The sequence below is a fragment of the Candidatus Hydrogenedentota bacterium genome (assembly GCA_016791475.1).
In the GTDB taxonomy this organism is placed as follows: domain Bacteria; phylum Hydrogenedentota; class Hydrogenedentia; order Hydrogenedentales; family JAEUWI01; genus JAEUWI01.
Genome location: JAEUWI010000002.1, coordinates 89,506 through 108,619 on the forward strand (window position 1 = coordinate 89,506; position 19,114 = coordinate 108,619).

Consider the following 19,114-nt stretch of genomic DNA (forward strand, 5'->3'; position numbering starts at 1 on the left):
GTCTGGGAGCGCAGGCGGCCTAGATTTGCTCCGAGATGAGCTCCAGCGAAGCGATATCCCGAAAATCGCCCGCATTGTGCGTCACCAGCGGGATGGCATGCCGTGTGGCACAGGCAGCGATCCATGCGTCGTTGGTCTCGATAGGTCGCCCGATGCGTTGGCGCTCCGCAAGCGCCCGACCGTAGTGGCGCGCAATCTCAGCATCATAGGGAATGACTACGAAGCGGCGCAGGGTTGCTTCGAGCGAGCGCCGCTTTAATTCGCCCCAGCAGCGTTTCTCGGCCCCGTAATACAACTCGCCCACGGTTATGAAAGAGATGGCGGCGAGTTTGTCTTCCAAGTGGGGCAGATAGCGTTGGGCAAGTTCTCCGCCGCGCATCAAGTAGGAAACGATGTTGGTATCGAGTAATACCTTGCCGGACGGCACGGTGCTCATCCCCGCGTCATTCTCGGATGCCGCAATTTGTCAATCAGCGATTCGAAGTCGTCGTCGGGCTCGCCGGGCCAGGTGCCGAAGAGGACGCGAACATCGGCTATCGGCGTGACTCCCTGGGCCTCGGCGAGTTCCTCCAAAGTTGGGGAATGCCAGAAGTCGGGTCCCGAGGGGCCGTCGTTTGCGGGAATATTGGTGTTAGTGTCTCTGTCCAGCACGGCAAGCGCTCCTCATTCATGTCTTTGCTATAGTATAGTTTACACGACAAGAGGCCATTTTCATAGCCGTGCAAAACTCCAAACGAAGCAATCTGTGGGCTAAACTGGCGGAAGTTATCCCAACGTCATCATCCACACAAGGCCACCCCATGACACGTCATCTCCTCACCGCTCTCCTCTTCCTCGCCGCGTTCCCCGCCATGGCGGAGGACACCACGCTGGATGAAGCGAACGCGCAGGCGCTGCTGGCCGACGCGTTGCGCTTCGCGGGCGAGCAGCGCTACCCCGAATCCATCGCGGCCTTCGAGAAAGTGAAGGCGCAACGGCCGGAGGCCATTGTATCGATCCAGGGCCTCAAGATGGCCGTGGTGTACGCCCAGGTGGGAGATGTGGAAAAGTTTGACGCGCATAGCCGATGGCTGATCGCGCGCTATAAGGACGCGGAACTCGCGACGGATGCGGAGCGCTCGGTGAAAGGCTACCTGCTGTTCGCCGGGCCGCACGACCCGGCGCTGCTGGCCGAAGCTCTCGTGCGGACGCGCTACGCGGTGGAGGCCGCGGCGAAGGCGGGAGAGGCGGAGTTGCTGCCCTGGTTTTATCTTTCCCACGGCATGGCGGAGTACCGCATGAAGAACTACGCCGAGGCCGCCACCTGGCTCGCCAAGGTGGCGGACGACGAGACCCTGTACATCGGCAGCCTCGCTCAGGCTTTCCACGCCATGGCCGTCCACGGACAGGGCCAGCACGCGGAGGCCCTGGCGCTGCTGGAAAAAGCGCGGGCCACCGCGACGACCCTCCCCGCGCCCGGCACCGAGGAATACAAGGAGGAATGGCCCGACACCTTGTCCACCCAATTGGCGATGGGCGAAGCGGAGGCGCTCATCGCGAAGTGAGGGTGGGAGGAGGTGTCGTAGCCCCGCTATTCTCCCCCGTAATCCCTCCCCAGCGTCTCCAGATGATGCCCCATGTGGTGATATGTGAAAAACAGCATCCCTCGCACGGTCAGGTCGCCCAGTAGCGGGTGGGGGAGGACGAATTTGTCCAAGTCTTGCTCGCTCCAGGTCTCTGCGACTTCGATCAGCCGCTTTCCCTCGTTGCGCAATGCCTCCAGTAATCGCGGCTTGTCTTCGAGCGCGACGGCGGGCGGGACGAAGCGGCTTGGCGCCTTGCCACCGCCCGCGAGGGTGGCTTCGTAGCGCGCGACGAGGGCTTCCATGCTTTCGCCGGGAGCTTTGGCCGTGCCGAACTTCATCCGCAGTGCGATGCGGGGCATGCGCAGGGCGAGGTTAAGGGGCTTCGCGCTCAGGATGAGGTGATCAAGGTGCTGTCCCTCGGTCCAACGCTCCGGGGGCGCGGTGCAGAAGGTAGTGTCGGGTCGCGCCGCAAACCAGGCCCCGACTTCGGCGAAGCGGGTCGCGAGGGTGGCGGTGATTTCGGATCGGGTTTGCATGGTGGGTTGCCTCCGATTTGCAATGAGAGTGCATAAGTAGAACAGATGTGAACGGCGGTGTCAAAGGAGGTGTCAGCCGGCTTGGCCCGGCCCTCGGCCACGATCATGATTACTGCAGTCGCGTGGCACGTCTCCACGGCTTTCCCTTCGCGCCCCCCGTGGCGTACACTCATGCCATTGAAAATAAACAGACGCCTTTCGGGCGTTTCGGGTGATTGATACATTGGATACGTTGCACAGTTTAAAGAATTGGCAGTTTCTGCGGGACCGGCGGCAGCATCAGTATTGGCGGGCGGCGGTGGTGGGGCTGGTGGCGGGTGCGGTCGCGCTGTTCTTTCATCGGGCGCTGCTGCTGGCGGAGGAGTCGCGGATTAACCTGCTGGGTTATCTGCACGACGCCCATCCGTCGTGGGGCTGGGTCGTGCCCATGCTTATCGCGGGGTGCTGCGGCGCGTTTGTGGGCTGGCTCACGTCGCGCTTTGCGCCGGAGGCGGGCGGCAGCGGCATCCCCCATGTGAAGGGGGTGCTGATGCATCTGAACACGATGCCGTGGGCGCGCATTCTGCCGGTGAAATTCATCGGCGGCGTGTTGTGCATCGGCTCGGGCTTTTCCATGGGGCGCGAGGGGCCCACGGTGCAGATGGGCGCCGCGGTGGGGAAGCTGGTGTCGGAGGTGTTGCGCGTGCCGGCGAAGGCTGCGCCGCGCCTGATGGCCTGTGGTGCGGGCGCGGGGCTTGCGGCGGCGTTCCATGCACCCCTGGCCGGCTTCATTTTTACCATCGAGGAATTGCAGCGGGAATTCTCCACGCTGACGTACATCATGGCGCTGGTGGCCGCGGTGGTGGCGGATATCGTCGCCACGTCCTTCTGGGGCACGGAAAATGTCTTTCAGGCGACAGGCTTCCCGGCCGCGCCGCTGTCTTCGCTGCCCGTGTGCGTGGCCATCGGGCTTGCGGCGGGTGTGCTGGGCGCGGGCTTTTCCAAGTCGCTCCTGCAGATTCAGCGGTTGGCGGCGGGCCCGCTGAAGTCGCCGGCCTGGGCGCGGGCTGGTGCCGTGGGTCTGGTGGTGGGCCTGGCGGCCTGGTGGATGCCGGCCCTGTCGGGCGGTGGCCACGAGATTACGAAGCTGATGCTCCACGGGGATTCCATGACGGAGCAGACCCTGGGTTTCCTGCTGATGCTTTTCGTTGGCAAGTTCCTGCTCACGCTGCTCTGCTACATGTCCGGCGTGCCCGGCGGCATCTTTGCGCCCATGCTGGTGATGGGCGCGGCCATCGGGCTGATTGCGGGCACCATCTCGGGCAATCTTATTCCCGGCATGGCCCCCGTGCCGGCCTCCTTCGTGGCCATCGGCATGGCGGCCTTCTTCGCGGCGGTGGTCCGCGCACCCATTACAGGCATCGTGCTCGTATTGGAGATGACGGGCGACTTTCACCAGTTGCTGCCGCTGATCACCGCCTCCCTCTTTGCCGTGGTGGTGTCGGAGCAAATGGGTTCCGAGCCGATCTACGAGGCCCTGCTGGAGGCCGATATCAACCGGAGCCAGCCCAATGTGCCCGCCCACCGCGAACCGGTACTGCTGGAATTCGTGATCCAGGAAGGATCCGAGATGGACGGCAAGGCCATCAAGGCCCTTCCGTTGCCCGCGCGCTGCCTCTTCGTGACCATCGCGCGCCAGGGCAATGATCTGTTGCCGAATGGCGACACCGTGTTACAACGGGGCGACCATGTGACGGCGGTGCTGAGCGGGGCCGGTGCGGCTGAGGCCGTGGTGCGCCTGTTGCCTTTGAGCAAGGCTTGAAAACGCGGGCGCGCAGGGGTGCGGATTTTTCCGCACCCGAGCGTGATAATCGCTGGTCGATACTTGTGCAGCATGCTGGATAAATGGCGTCCCAGCGGGTACAATTTAAGGGAAAGTCAACCGGACCACGCACGGCGTATCTTTGGTGGGTATCGCACGCTGCTGAAATCCAATAGTCCGTCGCGGGAGGCGCGGTGGTGGCCAACAAGTCGGCCCCGAGATCCTGATAACGGCGCGTAGAGTCTTTCCGGGGGAGCGCGCGGTTCATCGGATACCGCCGGGTACACGAGGGGAGCGATGTTCACCGCACGTCCCGATCGGATCCAAGGCGAGTTCATGAATCCGCTATTACCGCCCGCGATTACCACCCTGTTCGTCACCACACTTCTCGCGCTTGTGTGTTACTACATGTACCGACAGGAGCGCGACAAGACGCTTCTCCTCTGGACTTTTGCCTGGATCATCTTATTTCTCCGGCAAATCGGGGCGCTGGCCACCGCCTATCAACCAGAGTTCGGGCTATGGCATGGGGGGAACCATGCCCTCACCCTGGCCTTTACCTACCTCTTGCTCCGGGGAGCGCAACACTGGGCGGGCGTTGCGGGGCCAAAGTACTGGGAACGAGCCTTCGCGGCCGTCCTGGCTTGGACCGCCCTGTCGGAGCTTGCGGACTGGCCACACCTGGTCAGCGCTATTCCCCCGTCCTTCCTGTCGGCGCTCGCTGCGCTCTGGGCGGGCCTTACCATGCTGCGCTCCCCTCGCAGACGGGGCAATCAAGGCGCGACCTTGACGAGTTGGTCGCTGGTCGCCTGGGCCTTCCACGCCCTCGATCATCCCCTGTCCTGGGAGTTGGCGTGGTATTTGCCCTGGGACTACGAGCTGGACGCCGCGTTGGCGCTTTTCACCGCCGTGGCCGTCTGGCTGATGTACTACGGCGAGTCCCGCCAGTCCCTCGATGCGGGCCGGGCATCCTACGCGTCCTTGGTTTCCAGTCTGCCCACGTTATTCTGGAAAATCGAAGGGGAGCGGCCCCGGGAGGTCTTCCGCACGCCCGAGCAGGGGCCTGGCGGCACCTGGGCCGGCGGCCCCGGCGGTTCCGACTGGGCGGAGTCCATCCATCCGGATGACTTTCTGCGGGTGAGCAACGCCTGCCGGGCGGCCATCGAGAACCGGGAGCCTTTCTCCCTGGAGTATCGGCTCCGTGGCGCGGCGGGCGAATATCGCTGGGTGAAGGACGACGGCGCGCCGACCTTCGACACCCGGGGCAAATACACGGGTTACGTGGGCGCGGCCACCGACATCACCTCGCAGAAGGAGAACGAGGCCCGCCTGGTCGAGCGAGAGCGACGGCTCCATGTGCTGTTTGAGGAGTCCGCCGACGCGATTTTCGTGGCGGAGGCCGACGGCAGGTTGGTCCAGGTCAACGAACAGGCCTGTCGTTCGACCGGCTATACGCGCGAAGAACTGCTCTCCATGAATGTGGTGGATATCGATACAGATACCGCGACCCTGCCTGAATTTGCGGATTTCTACAGTCGGCTACGCACATCGAAGACACAACTCGTCCACTCGGGTCACCGGCGGAAGGACGGCTCCGTGTTCCCAGTGGAGGTGCGGACCGCCCACATCCAGACCGACCGGGGACCACTGATCATCGGTACGGCGCGGGATTTGTCGGAGCGGGTTGCGAGTGAAGTGCGCAATGCCAAGATTCTGGAGGCCGCCATTGATGGGTTCTGGGTCGTGGATGCTCAGGGGCGGATAATCGAGGTCAACCAGGCGGCGGCGAATACGCTCGGCTACTCGGTGGACGAGATGCTCCAGCTCGCGGTGTACGATATCGATGCGGATGAAAACCCCGAAGATTCCAGGCACCGAATAGAAGTAATCGCGGCGCAGGGGCATTTGCGATTTGAAGCCCGGCATCGGTGCAAAGACGGACGCATCATCGATGCGGACGTAAGCGTGAGCGCCCATCCGACCCTCGGCGGGCACATGTTTGTTTTTACAAGGGACATCACCGAGCGAAAACAGGCCGAGCTTGCGCTGAAAAGAAGTGAGTCTTTCTTGAAGCGTTCCCAGTCGGTGGGGCATATCGGCAGTTGGGAGTTTGATCTGGCGACCGGGAAGGTCACCTGCTCCGACGAATTCTGCAAAATTTTTCAATATGCGTCCCCCTGTGGCCGCGTGAGTGCGCGGCGTATTTTCCAGTGCATCCATCCGGAAGACTGGTACGGCGCGCGAAAAGCCTATTTCAAGTCACTCAAGAATCGAGAGGGGCTGAATTCAACCGAATTTCGCATCATCCGCGCGGGCGATGGCGATGTGCGCGTGGTGGAGTCGCGCTATGAACACGAGTTCGACGATCGCGGGCGTATCTTTCGGACGCTCGGCGTCGTCCAGGACATCACGGAGCGCAAACGGCAGGAAAACGTGTCCGCCGCGCGGCTCCGGCTCATCGAGTTCGCCAGCCAGGGCCACAGTTCCCATGACCTGCTTCAGACCTTTCTGGACGAGGCGGAAAAGCTGACCGATAGCCGGATAGGCTTCTTTCACTTCGTGGATCCCGACCAGGAGAATCTGGCGCTTCAGGCCTGGTCCACCAATACCCTGGCCCACATGTGCACGGCCGAGGGCGAAGGCCTTCACTATCCCATCAGCCAGGCGGGGGTCTGGGTGGACTGCGTCCGGGAGCGCAAGCCGGTCATACACAACGACTACGCCAACCTGCCCCACCGGAAGGGGCTGCCCGAGGGACATTCGCCCATCATCCGCCAACTGGTGGTGCCGGTCTTTCGGTCCGGTCAGGTGGTGGCGATTCTCGGCGTGGGGAACAAACCCACGAACTATGGCGACTATGACTGCGATATGATCGTGGAGCTTGCGGATATCGCCTGGGACACGGTGGTGCGGATGCGCACGGAGGAGGCCCTGCTCGCGTCGGAGGCCAAATTCTCCAAGGCTTTCTGGAACGCGCCCTTTCTCATGACCCTTACCGCGCTGGAAGACGGACGCTGCCTGGAGGCCAACGACGCCTTTTACGAATTGACCGGCTTTACCCCAGAGCAGGTGTTGGGCAACAGCGGCACGGAACTGGGCTTCATCACGCCGGCGCTGCGGGAGCGCCTCGTTGAACTATTTGAGCGGGACGGCCATGCCCGCGACGTGGAACTGGAGTTGAGTCGCGCCGACGGCTCGACGATGACCGCCCTGTATTCGGGGGTGCTCGTGGAAGTGGATGGCGCACGGCGGGTGCTCTCCACGGCGGTGGACATCACCGAGCGCAAGCGCGCCGAGTACCGGCTGGCCCACGCCTACGAACTGCTGGAACGGTCAAACGAGGCCGCGCGGATCGGAAGCTGGGAGTTTGACCTGGATAGCGGGCGGCTGACCTGGAGCCGCGTCGCGCGGGAAATTTTCGGGATTTCCGCCGAGGGCGAAGTGAGTCTGGATGCGTGGATGGGCTGCTACCACCACGACGGCGGACCGTCCGCGGAATCGGGCGCGCTCCGTGCGGCCCTGCTCGAAGGAAGGGCCTTCGACGAAGAGTCGGGCATTCTCACGGCGTTGGGCGAGGAGCGCTTCGTCCGTACCAACGGCCTTCCCACGGTGGTCGCCGGGCGCTGTGTCAAGATGTACGGGCTAATTCAAGACCTGACCGAGCGGCGCATGTCCGAAATTGCCCTGCGGCGCCAGCACCGCGCGATCAACCTGACGAAAAACATGACTTCGGTCTTTCTAACCGCCGACCACGATCATGTTTTCACCGAGCTGCTCGAAGTGGTCAAAGCGGCCACGGAAAGCCGCTTCGGCCTGTTCGGGTACATCGACGGCGCGGGCAACCTGGCCTGCCCCGCCCTTTCGCAGCTTCTCTGGGGCAAGCCCGAGTATTCGGAGGGGACGGCCGTGTTCACGCCGGACCAGTGGGCCGGGATCTGGGGACGCGCCCTTCGGGAATCGAAGACATTCCTGCTCAACGAGAAACTACGGGTGCCCGAGGGCCACCTGAGCCTGGACAATGCCATAGCCACGCCCCTCATCCACCAGGGGCGCGCCATCGGACTTTTTATTCTGGCGAATCGCATGGGGGGGTACGGCGCCGACGAAGTGGGCCTGCTGGAGAGCGCCGCGCTGCAGACGGCGCCGGTGCTCAACGCTTATCTGGAGCGCATTCGCAACGAAGAGGAGCACGAGCATCTCGAAGCCCAGTTGCGCCAGTCCCAGAAAATGGAAGCCATCGGCCAGCTCACGGGCGGCGTGGCCCACGACTTCAACAATCTGCTGCAGATTATCATCGGCTACTCCGACATCCTGCTGCTCCACGCCATTTCACAGGAACAGTCCCGGGATCTGATCGAGCAAATCGCCGGTGCCGGACACCGCGCCGCCCGGCTCGTCTCTCAGTTGCTTGTGTTCAGCCGCCGCCAGATCATGCGGCCCGAGACCCTGAGCCTGAACGAAACCACCGCCGATCTGATGAAGATGCTGGGCCGGATTATCGGCGAGCAGGTACAGATTCGCTGGCATCCCGCCTCCCACCTGAACTACGTCTTCGCGGACAGGAGCATGGTCGAACAGGCTCTCACCAACCTCTGTCTAAACGCCCGCGACGCCATGCCCGAGGGCGGCATCGTAACCATCGAAACCCGTGAAGTCACCCTGAGCGCCCAGGACTGTGCGAGCAATCCCGAGGCCCAACCCGGGGACTACGTGCTCCTCAGTGTGCACGACACGGGTTGTGGCATGGGCGAGGAGACCCTGACCCATATTTTCGAGCCCTTTTTCACCACGAAGCCCGTGGGCAAAGGCACCGGCCTCGGCCTCGCCACAGTCTACGGTATCGTGAAGCAGCACAACGGCGTGATTGACGTCCAGAGCCAGCCGGGAAAAGGCTCAACCTTCAATCTCTACTGGCCCGTCCAGCCGGCGGGGCAACACCGAATCGAGATCGACGCGGCGGACGAGCCCGTGGCCGGTGGCACCGAAACCATCCTGCTCGCGGAAGACGACGAGGCCGTGCGCGTCATGGTCCGCCAGGTGCTCGAAGGCGCGGGTTATACCGTGGTCGCCGCCAACGACGGGGCCGACGCCCTCGCCGTGCTCAAAGACTATCCGGGACGGGGCGACCTCGCCATCCTCGACGTGGTCATGCCCAACATGGGCGGTCACGAGGCCTACCAGCGGATGCAGGCGGAACACCCCGGCATCAAGGCCTTTTTTGCAAGCGGCTACAGCGAAGACGCCATCCACAAGAACTTCGTCCTCGAGGACGGCCTGACCCTCATCCAGAAGCCCTACAGCCACCGCGACCTGCTCAGGACCGTCCGGGAGGTACTGAACCGGAATTGAGGCGGGCCCGGGAAAATATCTCCTTGCATCATTGCGCCCGGCGGTTTCTTTACGTATAACACAACGTAAGGATTGCCGCCATGACCGAACTGAACGATCAGAGCCTGCTTGCCCACTGGTACCGACACCGGAACGCCGAGGCCTTCCGCGTGCTGGCCACGCGCCACGCGCGCATGGTCTACGCCACGGCCCTGCGCATCCTGCGCAACGCCCACGACGCGGAAGAAGTCGCCCAGCAGAGTTTCCTGGCCCTGGCGCAGACGCGCCGCCCGCCGTCGGGCAACGTGGCCGCGTGGCTCCACCGCACCGCGTACCGCGCCGCCCTGAACCTCACCCGCGCCCGCACCCGCCGCACCGCGCGGGACCACGCCTACGCCACCGCGCAGCCCGACAGTACCCGCACCGAGTGGGACGACATCCGCGACCTCGTGGACGAGGCCGTGGCGGGATTGCCCGATGCCTGCCGGGAATGCATCGTGCTCTACTTCTTCGAAGAGCAGACCCACGCCGCCATCGGCGAGCGCCTGGGCATCACGCGCCAGGCCGTGGCCCAGCGCATCGAGAAGGGGATCACCCTCGTGCGCAAACGCCTCGCCAGCAAGGGCATCGTCGCGCCCGCCGGCGCGGCGCTGGTGGCATTGATTCACGAAAATTCGGCCCTCGCCTTGCCCGCGACATTAACAATGGAACTGGGGCGGATCGCCCTCGCGGGTACACCGTCGCTATGGGCCGTGGGCGCGACGTTTGTGTCGGGGTTCGGGCTCAAAGTGGCTGCGGCGGTGCTGGTGGTGGGGGTGGCGATGACGGTCGCTACGATAGAGTCGAGAACCGATGATGACTCGACGCAGCCGCCTCCGGGGGGCGTAGTGCATTCTGCATCGACCGAATTGGCCGCATCGGAACCATACGTGAAGCCAATCGCGGTGGCGGGACCGGGTGAAAACAACAGCGGAGTTGCGGCACCAGAGAGTCTGGAGACTGCAGCCGGGCTGGTGAGTAATTCGCAATTGGCTTCCGTCTCCGGGGTCGTGTTGCTTCCCGACAAAACGCCTATGCCCGGCGCCAGAATAACGTTGGTGGACGCTGCGAGCGTTAGTTCGGCGCCTTATGTGCGGAAGATTTACCTGCAAGCGGACGATAGCGGCCGCTTCGAAGCAAAAGATCTGACGCCGGCGGAGTATCTCATTATCGTGGGGGATGCGCTTTCGAACTCGTGGAGTCTATCAGACGAAATGGCCCGCGTTGTGTTGGCGGCTGGGGAGCGGCGAGGCGATCTGGAAGTGACTTACAGGCTGGAGGGCGACTTTAGCATCGCGGGTATCGTGGCGGACAGCAGCGGTTCACCATTGAGCGGCGTTGAAGTGATGCTTGCAGGCGGCGTGATGCGTGAAGCGGTATCGGATGAACGAGGTCGCTTCGAATTGACATACGTTCCAGAAGGTCAATACAACGTTGTACTTTCTCCCACTATAATGGGCTTCAATGAGTCCTGGATCGCAGCCAGTGCGGGCGATGAGGATGTGCGTTTTGTACTCCAGTATGCAGGCGGTGTGAGCGGTCGGGTAATCGACGGTAGAACTCATAAGCCAATTCCGAAGTTTGAAGTGGCCCACATGCGCGGCCACAAGACGGAGTTTAATGACCGCAAGGTTCGCTTCAAGCGCGAATTCAACGATGCGGACGGTCTTTTCAGCTTTGAAAACTTTCAGTCCGGCGAGGGGACGGTGGTGGTGCGGGCACCGGGCTATGAACCCGCACTGGCCCCTGTTACGGTGCCCGAGAAGGAACTCCTATCCGGCTTGACCTTCGAGTTGACTCCGGTGACCAGCACGGTGATCGCGGGCAAGGTGGTGACGGAGGACGGAAAGCCTGTAGCAGGGGCGAAGATCTACACGGAGAAGCCCGAACAACCGCGCATTCGCGAGCACCAGAAAGTCGTTTCGGAATCGGATGAATCGGGCGCGTTTACAGTTGCGGACGCATTGCCGGGCCAGGAGAAAGTATACGCGTGGCATTCGGGTTTTGTGCCCGCCGCAGGGGAAACTTCCGACGGCTATACCATTGTCTTGAAGCCGGCATGCCGCCTCACCGTCGATGTTTACTCGGGGGGCGTGCCCTTGGTCAATACGCGAGTGAGTGCCGGGAGTCTGGGTTATGGGGCAACCGATTCCGCTGGACGCGTAGTTATGGAGGAGCTTCCTCCCGGTGAGTTAAGCGTTTCCGCGAGCCTCGATATCGGGCGCACCCGGCGCGAAACGGTCGTTCTGGAGCAGGACATGGAAAATACCCTGCGAATCGAGATGGCATCAGCCCCTGCCAGTGTCGAAGGCACGGTCCATGAGAACGGCGGGCCGGTTGGAGCTGGAACGGTGCATCTCTTCGTGGAAACTGCGACGGGCATGGAAACGCTCACCCGTCCCGTTCTGCCCGGGGGCGATTTTCGCTTTCCCGAGGTTCCGCTGGGCGCCGCTCAACTTGTCGTGACGACAGCGCAGCCCCGTCGTCGGGTGTCTGTGGAAGATGTAGCCCTCAACACGGGGAAGATTACTAACGTGAACGTCGACGTGACCATCGAGGCATGGGTGCGCGGCACGGTGAACGGATTGGCTCGGGGCAAACACGCTAGCGTCAATATTCTGCGCGGCGCCATCGGCGAAGAGGAAGCGCTGGAATTGGCCGCCGGTTCCATGGACGACATCAAGACCGCCGGCCAGGCGATAGTCAAATCAGGAGCATACGAGGTCGCGTTGGTCGAATCGGGTACCCACACGGTCCTACTGCTGGTCCATCCTGGAATCATACTCAATGAGTATGAAAGTTTTGAATGCCGTGTTGTGGAGGTGCCTGATGGCGGGGAGATTAACGTCGATTTCGCCTTGCCAGAGTAAGTAAGAGCGACAAATCCCGTTCGACCGGGATAGTTTGGGCACCGCGCGAAAATCTCTCCATCGCGCGGTGTTCGTGCAATGAAGGATTTTGGACATTCATGTCCGAGGCAGAGCCTGCAATGTTTTTCGAAGGGCGTGATAGCGTGTATGAAGCCCAAGGTATCCGACACTATTAACCCGGCAATCCGGACTGATCGCACAGACTTACCGGGCCCTGTGGGGTTGGCGTGAGTTCTGCCTCGGACATAAATGTCCAAGATCCTTTGTTGTGAGCTCCCTATGAACACGTCAGGTCTCGGCATCCCCCTTGGCCGTTTTGACCTCGGCGGCGTCTTTACGTATAACAACCACAGGGGATGCCACCATGACGGAATTGAGCGATCAGACTTTATTGACCTATTGGTACCGCAACCGGAACGCGGAGGCCTTTCACGTTCTGGCCACGCGCCATGCGCGGATGGTCTACGCCACGGCGCTGCGGGTGTTGCGCGATGTGCAGGCCGCGGAGGATGTGTCGCAGGAGAGTTTTCTCGCACTCGCTCAGGCCAAGCGCCCGCCCTCGCGCAACGTGGCCGCATGGCTCCACCGCACCGCCTACCACGCCGCGCTCGATGTCATCCGTTCGCGAAAGCGGCGCGACGCGCGGGATCTGGAATACAGCAAGGCGCAGCCCGGCGCGGCCCACATTGCGTGGGACGATATTCGCGAACTGGTGGACGAGGCCGTCATGGCGCTGCCCGAGGCCAGCCGCGAACCGCTGGTGCGCTACTTCTTCGAGCAGGAGTCCCACGCCGCCATCGCGACGACCTTGGGCATTCCCCGGCAGACGGTGACCCACCGAATCGGGAAGGGCATCGAGCAAGTGCGCCAGCGCTTGAAGGACAAGGGCGTGATTGCGCCTGCCGGAGCGGCCCTGACGACGCTGATCCAGGAGAATTCGGCCAGCGCATTGCCCGTCGCAGTTATGCAGGAGGTCGGGCGCACGGCGCTCGTGGCGACACCGTCGGTGTGGGCGGTGCTTAGCAGTTACGCATCGGGGATGGGGCTCAAAGTGGCTGCGGCAGTGCTGGTGGTGGGGGCGGGCGTCGCGGCTTCCGTGACGGTTGCAGCGAGAGACGATAGTTCTTCGGTGCAACAGCCCCAGGTTGTTCAGGCACCCTCCGATACACTCCTATCAGATTCGGCGAAACCCGAGTCGGTTCTGGCCGAGGCTCAAGTGCCGGGCGGGCAAGATGGCATTGAAGAAACTTTGGCGAGCGTACACCATACAGCCGAGGTTTCTGCGGACACATCGACGCTCGCCTCAGTCTCGGGTTCGGTGGTCTTTCCAGACGGTCGCCCTTTTGCGGGAGCAACGGTTCATCTCAGGAACACGAAAGTGTACGAAGCGGTAGTGATTTCGGGAGGAGTTCCCTATCGTGGCCCCACGGTCGAATTAGACGGAGTGAAATATCCGGCGGGCGGCACCTACTTTAAGGCAGTCGCCGACGCGTCAGGGAACTACTCGGTCGGGGATATTACGCCTGGCGAGTACAGCGCCACCCTCACTGAACCGGGAAGCGGCGACACCTTTCCAAACTATGAGTACGCAAGTATCACCCTCGCACCGGGCGAGCATAAGGATGATCTCATTCTTACCTATGGCACCGAGGGCAATCTGACAATCTCCGGGGTTGTTACCAATAGTGCGGGAGAACCTGTGCCGGATGCCCGCGTTTCGACTTCGAGGCCTGTTCCCCGCAACGTCGGGACGGATGCGTTCGGCCGTTTCACGATTCCCTATCTCCCTGAAGGTGACCTGGCTTTGCAAGCGCGCGCGAGCGGAGACACCTTGGCACTTGAGGCTCCAAGCTCCAAACCTGTGATGTACGCAGAGCCGACTATGGTAAGGGCGGGCGATCAAGATGTCCGCATCGTGCTCTTGCGGCGGGCAGCGATCGAAGGGTGCGTCATCGACGCCAGGACGCGACAGCCGATAAAGCTGTTCGATGCCGTGCAGTTGCGGGGCCACCAGCAGTCATTCCCACGTTCCACTGTCGGGCGACAGCGCCCCATTGAAAGCGCCGATGGCAGCTTTCAGTTGGATTCAGTGCGCGTGGGTGAGGTGACCGTAATGATCGAGGCCGCTGGATACACTCCATCGTTCAACCCCCTGACGATTGGCGAGGGTGAACAGATACGAGATCTCCTGGTGGCGCTGGAGCCAAGTGACCTGGTACTTTCGGGCAAGGTGGTCGATGAAGGCGGCGCACCCGTTCCCAATGCGAAGATTTATCTGGGCGACGTACCCTCCGCTCCAATGCGCGAGAAGGGCATCGTGGCGACGACCGGGCCGGAGGGGGAATTTCGTCTCGAGGGTGCGCCGACGAACCTTCAGTATGTAGGCGTGTTTCACCGCAATTTCGCGCCCGGTGGGAGCGAACCCGAGACGCAAATGAAGATCGTGCTGAAAAAAGCCGCGCGCCTGCACGTGGAAGTTCAAACCGAGGGCAAGCCGTTGTCCGACGTCCGCGTTATTGCTCAATATCGCGGTGCGCCGGGCGAGCGATTCAGCGCCACATCCGCCCGCGCCACCACAGGACCCGACGGGCGCGCCACGGTGATCGACATCATGCCTGGCAACGTTCAAGTGTCTTTCCTGCTTCCGTCGAAGCGAAGTCGGTCTTTGATGCTCGAAATGGCGCCCGGCGAGGATAAATCGTTGCAGATGGAGATTCCACCGGCCAGCGCCGCAGTCCACGGCGTCGTTACCATGAATGGCGCGCCGGCCTCCGAGGGTTCGGTAACGCTCCATGTGGAAACTGAATCGGGGCCCGAAGGCCAGTCGCAGGCTATCGCGCAGGACGGTAGCTTCCGCTTTTCCGAAGTGCCACTTGGGGCGGCGGAACTGGTGGTGTCAACCGAGCCCGGCGCCGGACGAACCTTCGTGCACGATGTCTCCCTTGCGGCGGGCGAGGTCACGGAGCTTACGGTCGACGCGACCATGGTCGCCGGCGTGCGGGGTACCGTGACGGGCCTGCCCGCGGACGAGATGACCAGCGTCGCCGTATTGCTCGGTGCCATGAACCTGGAAGAGGCCGCTGAGGCCGCCGATCGCTTGTCCACGCAGCGCGACCTCGCGAGCCATGTCGCTGTGGATGACGCAGGCGCTTATGAGGCTCCGCTCCAGAAACCGGGTACCTATACGCTCCTTCTCATGAGCAGCCCGAAGGAGTCGCATTGGAAGATTAACCATCACGAAGCCCGTGTCGTCGAAGTCCCCGAGAGCGGCGAGCTGGAGGCCGACTTTACCCTGCCGGATTGATCTCGACCATCAATACGGCTTTCGAGCCGGGCGGGGGCATCGCGGACGTCGTGCGGAAAATTCTCTCCTACGCGCGGCGTTCGCGCGTCCGCCATGCGAGCAGGGTCACCAGCCCGCAGGCGATCAGGATCTCCGTCCACGGGTTGCGCGGCGTGCCGCCGTCTACGTAGCATCCGAAGCTGGCCTTGGCGCCCCGGGTGACTTCGAGTTCGTAGGCGCCGGTGGTTGCGCCGTAGCCGGAGATGCGGATCCAGTAGGTCTCTCCGGCGTTGAGCGAGGCCACCGCGGTCGATGCGTAGTCGCAGTAGCCGTCGTCGTTGCCCTCCACAAATTCGAGTCCGCCGCAGTCGCCGCCGAAGATCTCGACGATGGTGTCGAAGGTGCTGCCGCACAGGGAGACGGAATAGGTGTCCGATGTGGGCGGGGTGAAGGTATACCAGACGTCGGGGCCGTAGCAGTACTCGCAGCCGGGGACTTCGCTGCTGCCCATGGCGGCGTGGGTCGCGCCTGTCTGCACCTGCCCGACAGCGATGGGCAGTGCCGTGTCACAGGCATCGTTGTCGACATCCACCTCACAGACAATATTTTCGTAGGGTGAGTCGACGCATTCCGGTGCGCTTTCAAAGGTGCTCGGTTCGAATTCCGGGTCCATCCCGGAGCCGTCAGAGAGCCCCACGATGCCATAGGGGTAGGTCAGCATGACCCAGGTCAGCCGGATTGCACCATCGTCGAAGATTTCGATCTGAAAGCTCTGCAAGTCGCCGTAGTAGTCGAGCACGTTGAAGTAGGAGATGGCCACGCGGTCGTCCAGCTCGGCCACGCTGATCAGGCCGCCTGCGGGCGAGTAGAGGTCGGTAAAGTAGCCGCTGATCCGGGGCAGGGCAAAATGCGTTTCGTATATGGGGTCATAAGAGAAATCTTCACTGCCAAAGGTCACATAGCCATTTCCGTTGACGAAGAAGGAACCGTATTCCTGGCCGAAAAGGGTCACCTTGCGCCCGGCGGCGAGGTTGTACTCGGCATTCTCGTCATCGCCGGGGAACACGGCCTCGCCGCAGAAGGGCGAAGTGAAGAAGCCGTCTGCGGGCGCCATGCAGGCCTCATAGCCGGAGGCCGAGCCGTCGGGCGTAAAGGTCACGGACATGCCGGTGAGATCGGAGAGGCCATCAAAGAGGCCCTGGGTGAGATAGTCGCGATAATCAGTCGTGGTAAATGTAAAGCAATTGCCGCCATTGTCGTCTGCGGCGCTGTTGCCCGCCGGGTCTTCCGCCGCCACGCGGAAGCGGTATTCGGTCAGGGGGCTGAGCCCCTGCACTTCGATTACGTGATCCGTGGTCACATCGCCCGACGCCGAGAGATCCAGCACGGCGCAGTCCAGCCCGGCATAGACCGTTCCCGTAGCGGCCTCGCTGGTTGTGAAGGAAATGCGGGCCCTACGCCCGCCTGCATAGGTCACGGCAACATTCGATATCGTGGGATTCGTGCAGTCCACCCGTGCGGTGACGACCGCATCGCCCGGCGTTCCACCGCCCGTATCCGCGTCACGATAGCTCGCGATGATGGACTCGTCTTCGAGGGCCTGCAATGTCCCATCACCCTCGACGGGTCCGCCCGCCGCCAGTGCGATAGTAGCCCCGAAATTGCCCGGTGCGCCGGAGGCCGTCAGGTCGAAGGTTTCAACATCGCCGCCGCTGGTGTAGATGGTGGCCTGCGCGCTTTCCACTTCCCGCAGATCATCGTCGAAGAGGCTGAGCGCCACCGTGTCCGCACACTGGTAGGCCGCCTGATCCAGGCTCAGCGTGCCCCGGCCCGCCTGGGCAAAGCGGGCAAAGGTGGCGGCCTTGCTCACGTCTTCGCCGAAGCCCGCATCGTCTTCCAGCACCCGCGAGCGAAAGCAGTCGCCATCCAATTCAAAATCCTCTTCGCCCCGGACCAGAATGCCTTCGACCAGCCCGGTGTCCGCGTTGAACACGGGCGAGCCGGAGTTGCCGCCGAACGTATCCAGGTTGGTCACAAAATAGCCGACTTCGTCGCTGGCCCGAACAACCGAATTGTCGCCAAAGGCAATTTTCGTCGGGAGGCCGGCGGGATGGCCAATGACGCCCACCCGGGTTCCCTCCGGAATCGTTCCCGCGCCGCGCAGACGCAGGATTCGCGCACCGGGCGCCACGATGGGCCGATCCACGCGAATCACGGCGTAGTCGAAATCCCCTTCGAGCTGGCGCGCCACCACTTCCACGCCGGTGTAGACTTCATCGGCGTCGAAGGTGGTCCGGGGCGTTTCGCCGTCGATCATGCGAAAGCCGAAAACAAACCGGGCGTAGGGGAGATCGGAATCGCTGTAGCAATGCCCGGCCGTGGCGATTAAGTCCGGCCCCACCACGAAGGCGGTGCAATACGCCGCCACGGGCTGGCTGGCGAAGGGTTCACCTTCGCAGGGTTCAAATCCGTAATAATCATAGTCGTAGGTCTGGAGGGCAAAGGTGCCGTCCTCCGCTTCTGTGAGGTTGCTGGCATCGACCAGGGCGCAGGTGGAGTCGGCCAGGGCCCTGCGGTCCGCGTCGGTCTCCTCAAAGACATCGCGGCGGTCGTCCGTGCCGTAGACTACCTTGCCGGGCTGATCCGCCTGCGGTTTCCAGGGCGTCCCGCCGATTTCCGTGCGGCCCCCCGGCTTGTGGGCGGGTTTTTCCCCGGCCCAGCCGGGAATCGCACAGAACAGCGCCAGTGCGCCAAGTAGCAGGAGGGTAATCGTGGAAGAATTGCGCATGGTGTGCTCCCTGTTGACAGTTTCGGCCCCCTCGGCCCGTTTCAGACTATACGAAGGGCCGGAATTCGTCAAGGGGAAAGGGGAAAGGGTGAAGGGTGAAGGGTCTTATGGGTCTTATGGGTCTTATGAGCGGAGTCCCCAACCTCCAACCTCCAACCTCCAACCTCCAGCCTCCAGCCTCCAGCCTCCAGCCTCCAGCCTCCAGCCTCCAGCCTCCAGCCTCCAGCCTCCAGCCTCCAGCCTCCAGCCTGCCCGAAACATCATTTGCCCCGCGCCGTCCCTATTTGCTATGCTTACCCGCTATGCTGGCCCCGGAGTGTCCGGAGCCTTACCCCTGTCTACCTTTAAAAGGAGGTGAATTGTCTTGAGAACTTACGAAGCGCTGTACATCGCTTCTCCGAATGTGGAGGACGGTGACATCCAGACGTTGTCCCAGGAGGTCCAGGACCTCGTGACCCAGAATGGCGGGACGATCGTGCGCTCGGAGATCTGGGGCAAGAGGAAACTGGCCTATCTGGTCAAGAAGTACTCTGAAGGAAACTACATTCTGCTGCGTTTCCAGGCCAACCCGGACTTTATCCAGAAGCTTGAGCTGTGGTTCAAGTTGCACGACTCGGTTATCCGTTATCTGGTGACCTACTACGACGAGCACACGCTGCGCGCCGAAGAAGAACAGGCCCGCCGGAAGGAAGAAGATCTGCGCAAGAGCGCCGCGGGCGGACGCGATGATGACGATGATGACGACGAAATCATCCCCGCGCGCCTGCAGAGAAATGACCGAGACGACGACTAAGTGGCTGGGCGACAGCCAATACCATTTGGTCCTGCTTGCCCATGCCTGAAGAATTCGACGGCGTACGTCGATTTTCAGGACCCTGTCACTAAACCAGAAAGGTGAGGAAGC

General features: G+C 62.4%; 10 protein-coding genes. 6 read left to right on the forward strand and 4 right to left on the reverse strand.

Going from position 1 to position 19,114, the window contains the following annotated elements; genetic code table 11:
• Positions 1 to 19 precede the first annotated feature (19 nt).
• Together JNK74_01465 and JNK74_01470 are read right to left on the reverse strand one after the other, a co-directional pair.
• Positions 20 to 436, reverse strand: a complete 417-nt coding sequence (locus JNK74_01465; protein ID MBL7644833.1) for a type II toxin-antitoxin system VapC family toxin — start codon at positions 434 to 436, stop codon at positions 20 to 22.
• Positions 433 to 648, reverse strand: a complete 216-nt coding sequence (locus JNK74_01470; GenBank protein MBL7644834.1) for a hypothetical protein — start codon at positions 646 to 648, stop codon at positions 433 to 435. The genes JNK74_01465 and JNK74_01470 overlap by 4 nt, the downstream gene beginning before the upstream one ends.
• Positions 649 to 800: 152 nt before the next feature.
• On the opposite strand from JNK74_01470, the gene JNK74_01475 reads away from it, so the two are divergent.
• Positions 801 to 1,544, forward strand: coding sequence for a hypothetical protein (locus tag JNK74_01475; protein ID MBL7644835.1), 744 nt, complete (start codon positions 801 to 803; stop codon positions 1,542 to 1,544).
• 26 nt (positions 1,545 to 1,570) lie between these two features.
• On the opposite strand, the gene JNK74_01480 is transcribed toward JNK74_01475, so the two are convergent.
• On the reverse strand, positions 1,571 to 2,101 hold the full coding sequence (locus tag JNK74_01480) for a DinB family protein (protein MBL7644836.1): 531 nt from the start codon (positions 2,099 to 2,101) through the stop codon (positions 1,571 to 1,573).
• A 232-nt stretch (positions 2,102 to 2,333) separates the two neighbouring features.
• Here JNK74_01480 and clcA point away from each other — a divergent pair, with 232 nt between their 5' ends.
• From clcA to JNK74_01500, 4 genes are all read left to right on the forward strand, one after another.
• The gene (gene clcA / locus JNK74_01485) at positions 2,334 to 3,902 is read left to right on the forward strand and encodes a H(+)/Cl(-) exchange transporter ClcA (protein ID MBL7644837.1); all 1,569 of its coding nucleotides are present in this window, start codon (positions 2,334 to 2,336) and stop codon (positions 3,900 to 3,902) included.
• A gap of 336 nt (positions 3,903 to 4,238) precedes the next feature.
• Positions 4,239 to 9,251, forward strand: a complete 5,013-nt coding sequence (locus JNK74_01490; GenBank protein MBL7644838.1) for a PAS domain S-box protein — start codon at positions 4,239 to 4,241, stop codon at positions 9,249 to 9,251.
• 80 nt (positions 9,252 to 9,331) lie between these two features.
• Positions 9,332 to 12,139 carry a sigma-70 family RNA polymerase sigma factor gene (locus tag JNK74_01495; protein MBL7644839.1) on the forward strand — a complete coding sequence of 936 codons (2,808 nt, stop codon included), beginning with the start codon at positions 9,332 to 9,334 and terminating at the stop codon, positions 12,137 to 12,139.
• A gap of 364 nt (positions 12,140 to 12,503) precedes the next feature.
• Positions 12,504 to 15,443 carry a sigma-70 family RNA polymerase sigma factor gene (locus JNK74_01500; GenBank protein MBL7644840.1) on the forward strand — a complete coding sequence of 980 codons (2,940 nt, stop codon included), beginning with the start codon at positions 12,504 to 12,506 and terminating at the stop codon, positions 15,441 to 15,443.
• Between the two features lie 67 nt (positions 15,444 to 15,510).
• Here JNK74_01500 and JNK74_01505 read toward each other — a convergent pair whose 3' ends face one another.
• Complete coding sequence (locus JNK74_01505; GenBank protein ID MBL7644841.1) at positions 15,511 to 18,210, reverse strand: trypsin-like peptidase domain-containing protein; 2,700 nt, start codon at positions 18,208 to 18,210, stop codon at positions 15,511 to 15,513.
• A gap of 364 nt (positions 18,211 to 18,574) precedes the next feature.
• Between JNK74_01505 and rpsF the strand changes: the two genes are divergently transcribed.
• Complete coding sequence (gene rpsF, locus JNK74_01510) at positions 18,575 to 19,003, forward strand: 30S ribosomal protein S6 (GenBank protein ID MBL7644842.1); 429 nt, start codon at positions 18,575 to 18,577, stop codon at positions 19,001 to 19,003.
• Positions 19,004 to 19,114: the final 111 nt, after the last annotated feature.

Bases quoted from the DNA above. Each gene is read 5' to 3' on its own strand.
- JNK74_01465 (MBL7644833.1), bottom strand. From the start codon at position 436: ATGAGCACCGTGCCGTCCGGCAAGGTATTACTCGATACCAACATCGTT.
- JNK74_01475 (MBL7644835.1), top strand. From the start codon at position 801: ATGACACGTCATCTCCTCACCGCTCTCCTCTTCCTCGCCGCGTTCCCC.
- JNK74_01480 (MBL7644836.1), bottom strand. From the start codon at position 2,101: ATGCAAACCCGATCCGAAATCACCGCCACCCTCGCGACCCGCTTCGCC.
- JNK74_01490 (MBL7644838.1), top strand. From the start codon at position 4,239: ATGAATCCGCTATTACCGCCCGCGATTACCACCCTGTTCGTCACCACA.
- JNK74_01495 (MBL7644839.1), top strand. From the start codon at position 9,332: ATGACCGAACTGAACGATCAGAGCCTGCTTGCCCACTGGTACCGACAC.
- JNK74_01500 (MBL7644840.1), top strand. From the start codon at position 12,504: ATGACGGAATTGAGCGATCAGACTTTATTGACCTATTGGTACCGCAAC.
- JNK74_01505 (MBL7644841.1), bottom strand. From the start codon at position 18,210: ATGCGCAATTCTTCCACGATTACCCTCCTGCTACTTGGCGCACTGGCG.